Genomic DNA, 6,177 nt, shown 5'->3' on the forward strand with positions numbered 1-6,177 from the left:
CCGAAATGGAAGTGACCATCGGCGCCGACGGCTTCTCCTACACCCGCGCCGACGACGAATCCGGCTCCTACAAGGGCCAGGCCTCCAAGGGCTTCAAAATCGGCAACCTCGTCTAAGGCTTCATGATCGGCACCCCGGTCCGATCCCACCCGTGAACCCCAGTTTCCCGGGCAAAGAGGTGACAAGTACGACGGCGGCACGCACCGTCGTCGTACTTGTCACCTCCGGTGCTTAACGGCCAAAGCGCTCAGGGACTCGGCACGCCAATGGACGGCTTCGCTGTCATGGCCACTGGGCGGCTGCACCGTCACGGTCAGCGCAGACCGGCTCCGGCCCGGATCCGCTGGTCCTTGAGGGCAATGGCAAGGGTGGCCAGCACGATCACGGCAATGGCGGCGAATCCGATGGTGATTGCGGCCGTCCAGTCTGAACGTGCGAGCACGGCGAAGGATACGGCGGTAACGAGGGCGATGCCCACGGCGGTACCGACGCGCTGGCCGGTCTGCTGGACGGCCCCGGCACTGCCGGCGTAATCGAGGGGCACTTCAGCGAGAGTGAGGGTCTGGTTGGGGCTGACCACCAGCCCTTGGGCCAGGCCCACAAAAGCCAGCGCCGGCAGCAGCCACCAGATACTGATACCGGCATGCTGGTGCAGCTGGATGACCAGGATGCTGGACACCAGGCCGAAGAACGCGCTGAAGATCCCCCAGATCACCACCCTGCGCCCGTAGGCCGTGACCTTCCCGCCGGCCCAGTTCGATCCGGCGGCCACCAGGACGGCCGCCGGCAGCCCGACGAGCCCGGCTTCCAGCGCGGTGCGGCCGAGCCCATCCTGGAGGTACAGGGCGATCAGCACCCAAACACTGGTCATGCCCATCATGTAGAGTCCGGAAATCGCCGTCCCGTTGGCGAAGCTGGACAGCCGGAACAGGGACGGGTCCACCATCGGGCTCCGGCCGATGCGCTTGTACCGCCGCTCCCACCAGACCCACAGCCACAGTCCGGCGGCCCCGACGGGCAGCAGCGCCCAGAGCCAGGGGGCTTCCCTGGACTCGACGAAGGGCAGCAGCACCACCAGCACCACCGCCCCCAGCAGGACCGAGCCCACCGGGTCCAGGTCCCGCGGCTGGTAAGCAGCGGCGGGACCGGCCCGGGCGTCCAAGCCGGCTGCCGGCGCGGTCCGGGTGCCCATCGGCTTCGGGAACCAGAGGAAGGCCAGCGCCGTGGCCACCACGCCGACCGGCACATTGACCAGGAAGGTCCAGCGCCAGCCGTTCTCCTCGCCGGCCAGCTGCACCAGCAGCCCGCCGATGAGGGGGCCGATCGCGGCGGAGACGCCAATGACGCTGCCCAGCAGCCCGAAGGCCCGGGCGCGCTCCTCGCCGCGGAAGTACTGCTGGATCATGCCGATGGCCTGGGGGTTGAGCAGTCCCGCACCGGAGCCTTGGATGAACCGGATGAGGTTCAAGGTGGCCGGGTCCTGCGCCAAACCGGCGGCCACCGAGGAGAGCGTAAAGAGGAGCAACCCGGCAATAAAGATCGGGCCGCGTCCGAAAACATCGCCCGCCCGTCCGGCCGCGACCAGGACGACGCCGAAGGTCAGGGCGTACCCGGACAGCACCCACTGGATGTCGGACTGGGTCGCGCCGAGGCCGGTCTCGATCGATGGCAGGACGACGTTGACAATGCTTACGCCCAGCAGGGCCATGAACACCGTCACCAGAAGAACCGTGAGGATCCGCCAGCGGCCCGGGTCCGGAACGTAGTCCGGATCCACCGACGGCGGGTTCAGCGGCGCACTCACCTTCCCATTCATACGCCGAGTGGCGAAGCGCACAAAACTTGCGCGCCGGATGCGGCTGGACGGGCCGGCGGCTCTATCAATCCCCCGCCGGCGCGTCTATAGTTGTCCGCTGGACGTGGCCAGGCGGCAGGCCCGGCCGGTTTCCGTGGGCGTACGCTCAAGCACCCGGATGTTCCCGCCGGCGGACCTGCGGATCCAGGTCGCCGCCATCATCGCGCTGGCCAGTTCCAGCGCGATGATGGCCAGCATGGCTCCGGCCATGTCCGGCGGTCCCGGCGGGGCGGTCTGTACCGCTGGGGCGTGGTGCGAGTGGGTCCCGGATGCGACCGGTTGCAGGACCAGCAGCAGGTGGAAACCGGCCATCGCCAGCGCCATGCCCATCAGCATCCGCGCCGCCCCCGTGCATCCGGACCGCCAAAGCGGCAGCGCGCAGGGCAGGCAGGACACGGCCATGACCGCCATCAGTCCGGCCTCCCACCAGCTGCCCCAGTGCAGCCAAGCCATCCAGGTGTGTGCCGTGGCCGAAGCCAGCGCAGCCACGGCACACAACCTCGGGTGCAGCCCAATGGGCCGGATTCCTGCCGGCATGGCGTCAGCGGTGGCAGTGTCCGCCGGCCGGCTTGCTCGGCGGCACGTCCAGCACCGGGCTGCGGTCGAAGAAGCCCTCCGGGCGCAGCTTGAAGCCAACCGAGTCCACGGGCATGATCGGCCAGTCCTCCACCCTCGGGTAGTGGGTCAGGCCGAAGGTGTGCCAGACGACGATGTCCTCGCCGTCAATGTCCCGGTCCTGGGCCACGTAGGCCGGCAGGCCTGCCCCGCCGGCGTGCTGGTTGACGAAGTCGCCGGTCGGGTAGCGCTCTTCCTCGGCGTAGCGGGTCACCCACAGGTCCTTGGTGGCGAAGGTCGCACGCTTCGCTACGGAGGACTGCGGATCCGCCAGCAGCATCGGCTGGCCCTGCGGGTGCAGCTTGTAGCCCACCGGCTCGCCCAGGCGGTTCCGCGACTCCGGATTGGAGATCACCCAGCTGCGCCCGGCCTGCATGTCCGCTTCCCGCACACCCTCGGACTCGGTCTTCAGCAGGGTGCGCTTACGGGTGAAGGCATTGCCGCGCGGGTTCTCTACGCTGATCGGCACGCGCACCGCATCCTCTTCCTCAACCCGGTTGGTGAAGCCGTCCAGGGCCATGTCGAGCCGGGCGCTGAACAGGTGCTGGTGGTACGGCGCGCCCAGACCCGGAGCCATTTCCGAGGCATACGGGTAGTCTTTGCCAGGGTGCGCGCTGGTGAACACGATGCCGGTGGCCTTGGCCTCGAACTCGATGGTGCCATCGAGGTACAGGTACCAGTAGAAGCCGTAGTCGTAGTTGCCGATCGTGGTGAAGAAGGACACCACCATGCGGCGGTTGCGGCGGGTGTAGTTGATGCCCGTCCACAGGTCGGAGTGCTTGGAGAGGATGGACCAGTCCTCTTCGTGCATGCAGATGCCGTTGCGGATCTCGCGCGGGTTGCCGAAGCCGTCGGCGATCACCGGAGACAGGTAGGTGATCTCGCCCAGGCAGTCGTCAGCCGAGCTCCAGCGAGTTGGCGTACTGGCCGACCAGGTATTCGCCGGTGTCGAAGTAGTTCTGCCAGGACCGCACCGGGGAGGGATCGCCGTAGGGCACGACCATCTCGGCGATCGAGGCGCGCTTGATGATCGAGCGGTTGCGGTCGCCGTCCTGGAAGGCGATGTTGTGCAGCACCACGCCCTCGCGCACGTCGAAGCCGACGTCGAAGCTCCATTTCTCCCACTCGATGTGGTTACCCCCGGAGACCGAGAAGCTCGGCCCTCGGGTTGGGTGATGCTGATCGGTTTCTGGGACTGGCGCAGCGGCCCGGTCAGCTCAGGATCGGTGTAGTTGCCATGCTCGGCAGGTACGGGCACGGCGCCGAAGTCGAGCACCTGGTCCACAGTCTTGTTCACGACGTCGACGTAGGCCACCAGCCCGTCGATCGGGTGGGCCCAGGCGCTGTCCTCGGGGAAGTGCTGATAGAACGCCAGCCCGCGCAGGATGCGCCGGCCCTTCTCCTCCGGGTACTCGAACACCCCGGCGGAGAGCGGCGCCACCCGGACCTTGTCGACGTCGAGGTTCCGGTCCGCGAGCGCCTTGAGCCAGCGTTCGTCCCCGGCGAGGATTTCCTCTACGACGGCGAACTCCTCCTCGAGCACCGGCAGTTCGCCCGTGACCGAGGTGTCCAGATCAGCCACCGATTCCACCTCGCCCCGGGTCACAGAGACCACGGCGTCCTTCGGCGCACCCCCGGAAACATCGTGCAGGAAAACCCGGAAACGCCGGTCAGCCGGTGCCTCGGCGGCTCCCCGCGGCGGATCGAGCAGTCCGAGGTAGGCGAACCTGATGCTGTCGCCGGCCAGGCCGGCATCGGCCAGGATTTCGCGGACGCGGCTGATTTCATCGGCCGTTGCCAACGCGTAGGCGGAAGCAAGCTCGGTGGATGAGATGGTCATGGCTGCCCTTCCTGCAGTCGTCCGACGCCGGCGTTCCGGCCGTCGTTTTTTCTATGACTGTAGAGAATAGCGCTTTGTAAGATGTCTCACAAGAGGTTTTTCTACAAATGACGCAAAAAGGACGGTCATGCCCAAAATCGTCGACCACGACCAGCGCCGGATGGAACTGGTCAACGCGACCTGGCGGATCATCGCCCGGCACGGCATGGAGGGGGCCACCATGCGGGAAATCGCCACCGAAGCCGGCTTCGCCAACGGCGCCCTCAAGCCGTACTTCCCCACGAAGGACGACCTGCTCGCCTTCGCGTTCGGGCACGTCTTCAACCAGACCAACGCGCGGATGGCCGCCGCCACCCGGGGCCTGTCCGGACTGGGCGCCCTGCGGGCCTTCTGCCGGGAAATCCTGCCGCTGGACGAAAACCGCATCAATGAAGCCCGGATCGTCATCCCGTTCTGGCAGAAAGCCCTGACGGATGAGTCGAAGGCCAGGCTGCATGACGACGCGATGGAGCAGTGGCGGACCCACCTGCTCCAGCAGCTGCACGAGGCCCGGGAAGCCGGTGAGCTCCGCGCCGAGGTCGGCGACGAGGATATCGCCGGGCACTTAATGAACCTCGTGCTCGGCGCCCAGATCACGGCGGTGCTGTCGCCGGCGCATTACTCGCCGGACCAGCTCTCGGCACAACTGGACGGCTACCTGCAGCTGCTGGCGGGAGGAACCTTTTCTTCGCCCGCGGTCGAAAAAAAGTGACAGCTCCGGGACTGAACCGCTACATTGGATACACTGTGTTCCACCCCACATCCCGCTTCTCCGGCGGGACGAGGCTGAGGGGGCCCTTCAATGTCAGCGGCAAAAGCCGGTGCCGTCGCCGGCGGACCATCCCGTCATGTCCGGACCGACGTCGCCGAGAATTTCACACAATGGCACCATCTGGTGTCCCAATCGTTCGTGCCCCTGGAGGTGCGAACCAGCACGCCGGACCGGTTCAACGGGCGGCTGCGCTCCCGGATCCTGGACGAACTGTCCCTGGTCGAAGTCAGTGCCACGGGCCATCAGGTCCTGCGCACGCCATCGCTGATCGCCAGTTCGGACAGGCTGTATTTCAAGCTGAACCTGCAGCTGTCCGGCACCGGGATCCTGGTGCAGGACCAACGTGAGGCCATGCTGCGCCCCGGCGATCTTGCCGTTTATGACACGCATCGGCCCTACACCCTGGCCATGGAGGACGATTTCCGGACGCTGGTGCTGATGTTCCCGCACGATGTCCTGGACCTGCCGGCAGACGAAGTTGCGCAGCTTACCGCCGTAAGGCTGGCCGGAGACGAAGGCCTGGGCCGCGTCATCAGCCCGTTCATGGTCCAGCTCGCCGAGAACCTCGACTACCTCACCGGTACCAGCGGACACCGGCTGGCCCGCAACGCCATCGACCTGGTCGCCACGATGTTCGAGGGCGAACTGGATGCCCGCCGCCGGACGGACACCGGCGGCCATCCGGAGCTGCTTGGGCGGATCCGCCGCTATATTGAGGCGAACTTGGGCAACCCGGACCTCTCGCCCGCGGAGATCGCCGCCGCGCACTACGTCTCCACCCGCCACCTGCACAACATCTTCGCCGCTTCCGGAACCACGGTCGCCAGCTGGATCCGCACCCGCCGGCTGGAGCACTGCCGCCGCGACCTGCGCGATCCGGTCCTGGCGGACCGCCCGGTCGGCAGCATCGCCTCCCGCTGGGGCTTCGTCGACGCCGCTCACTTCAGCCGCATCTTCCGCAGCACCTTCGGCGAACCACCCAGCAGCTACCGCCGCCAACCCGCCTGACCCGGAGGCCCATCCGGTTCCCGTACGACGGCGGTCCCGCACCTTTCG

General features: G+C 67.2%; 4 protein-coding genes and 2 pseudogenes. 3 read left to right on the forward strand and 3 right to left on the reverse strand.

Going from position 1 to position 6,177, the window contains the following annotated elements; all coding sequences use genetic code 11:
* Positions 1-116 (forward strand): annotated as a pseudogene (locus tag D477_RS22320) (3,4-dihydroxyphenylacetate 2,3-dioxygenase); the annotation flags it as partial.
* Between the two features lie 197 nt (positions 117-313).
* On the opposite strand, the gene D477_RS12190 reads toward D477_RS22320, so the two are convergent.
* The 3 genes and pseudogenes from D477_RS12190 to D477_RS12200 all read right to left on the reverse strand — a co-directional run bounded on the left by D477_RS12190 (position 314) and on the right by D477_RS12200 (position 4,310).
* Positions 314-1,804 (reverse strand): MFS transporter, encoded by a 1,491-nt coding sequence (locus D477_RS12190; protein WP_005269563.1) that lies wholly within the window; start codon positions 1,802-1,804, stop codon positions 314-316.
* A 96-nt stretch (positions 1,805-1,900) separates the two neighbouring features.
* Complete coding sequence (locus tag D477_RS12195; protein WP_005269565.1) at positions 1,901-2,344, reverse strand: hypothetical protein; 444 nt, start codon at positions 2,342-2,344, stop codon at positions 1,901-1,903.
* 52 nt (positions 2,345-2,396) lie between these two features.
* Positions 2,397-4,310, reverse strand: a pseudogene (locus D477_RS12200) (primary-amine oxidase).
* Between the two features lie 127 nt (positions 4,311-4,437).
* Between D477_RS12200 and D477_RS12205 the strand changes: the two are divergent.
* Positions 4,438-5,061, forward strand: a complete 624-nt coding sequence (locus D477_RS12205; protein WP_005269569.1) for a TetR/AcrR family transcriptional regulator — start codon at positions 4,438-4,440, stop codon at positions 5,059-5,061.
* A 90-nt stretch (positions 5,062-5,151) separates the two neighbouring features.
* Entirely contained in the window at positions 5,152-6,129 is a 978-nt protein-coding gene (locus D477_RS12210) for a helix-turn-helix domain-containing protein (protein ID WP_043846801.1), read from the forward strand.
* Positions 6,130-6,177 lie beyond the last annotated feature (48 nt).

Source organism: Arthrobacter crystallopoietes BAB-32, assembly GCF_000328305.2.
GTDB lineage: Bacteria > Actinomycetota > Actinomycetes > Actinomycetales > Micrococcaceae > Crystallibacter > Crystallibacter crystallopoietes_A.

What these genes read in the sequence shown, in the direction of transcription:
- D477_RS12210 (WP_043846801.1), top strand. Translation starts at nt 5,152, where the DNA reads ATGTCAGCGGCAAAAGCCGGTGCCGTCGCCGGCGGACCATCCCGTCAT.
- D477_RS12205 (WP_005269569.1), top strand. Translation starts at nt 4,438, where the DNA reads ATGCCCAAAATCGTCGACCACGACCAGCGCCGGATGGAACTGGTCAAC.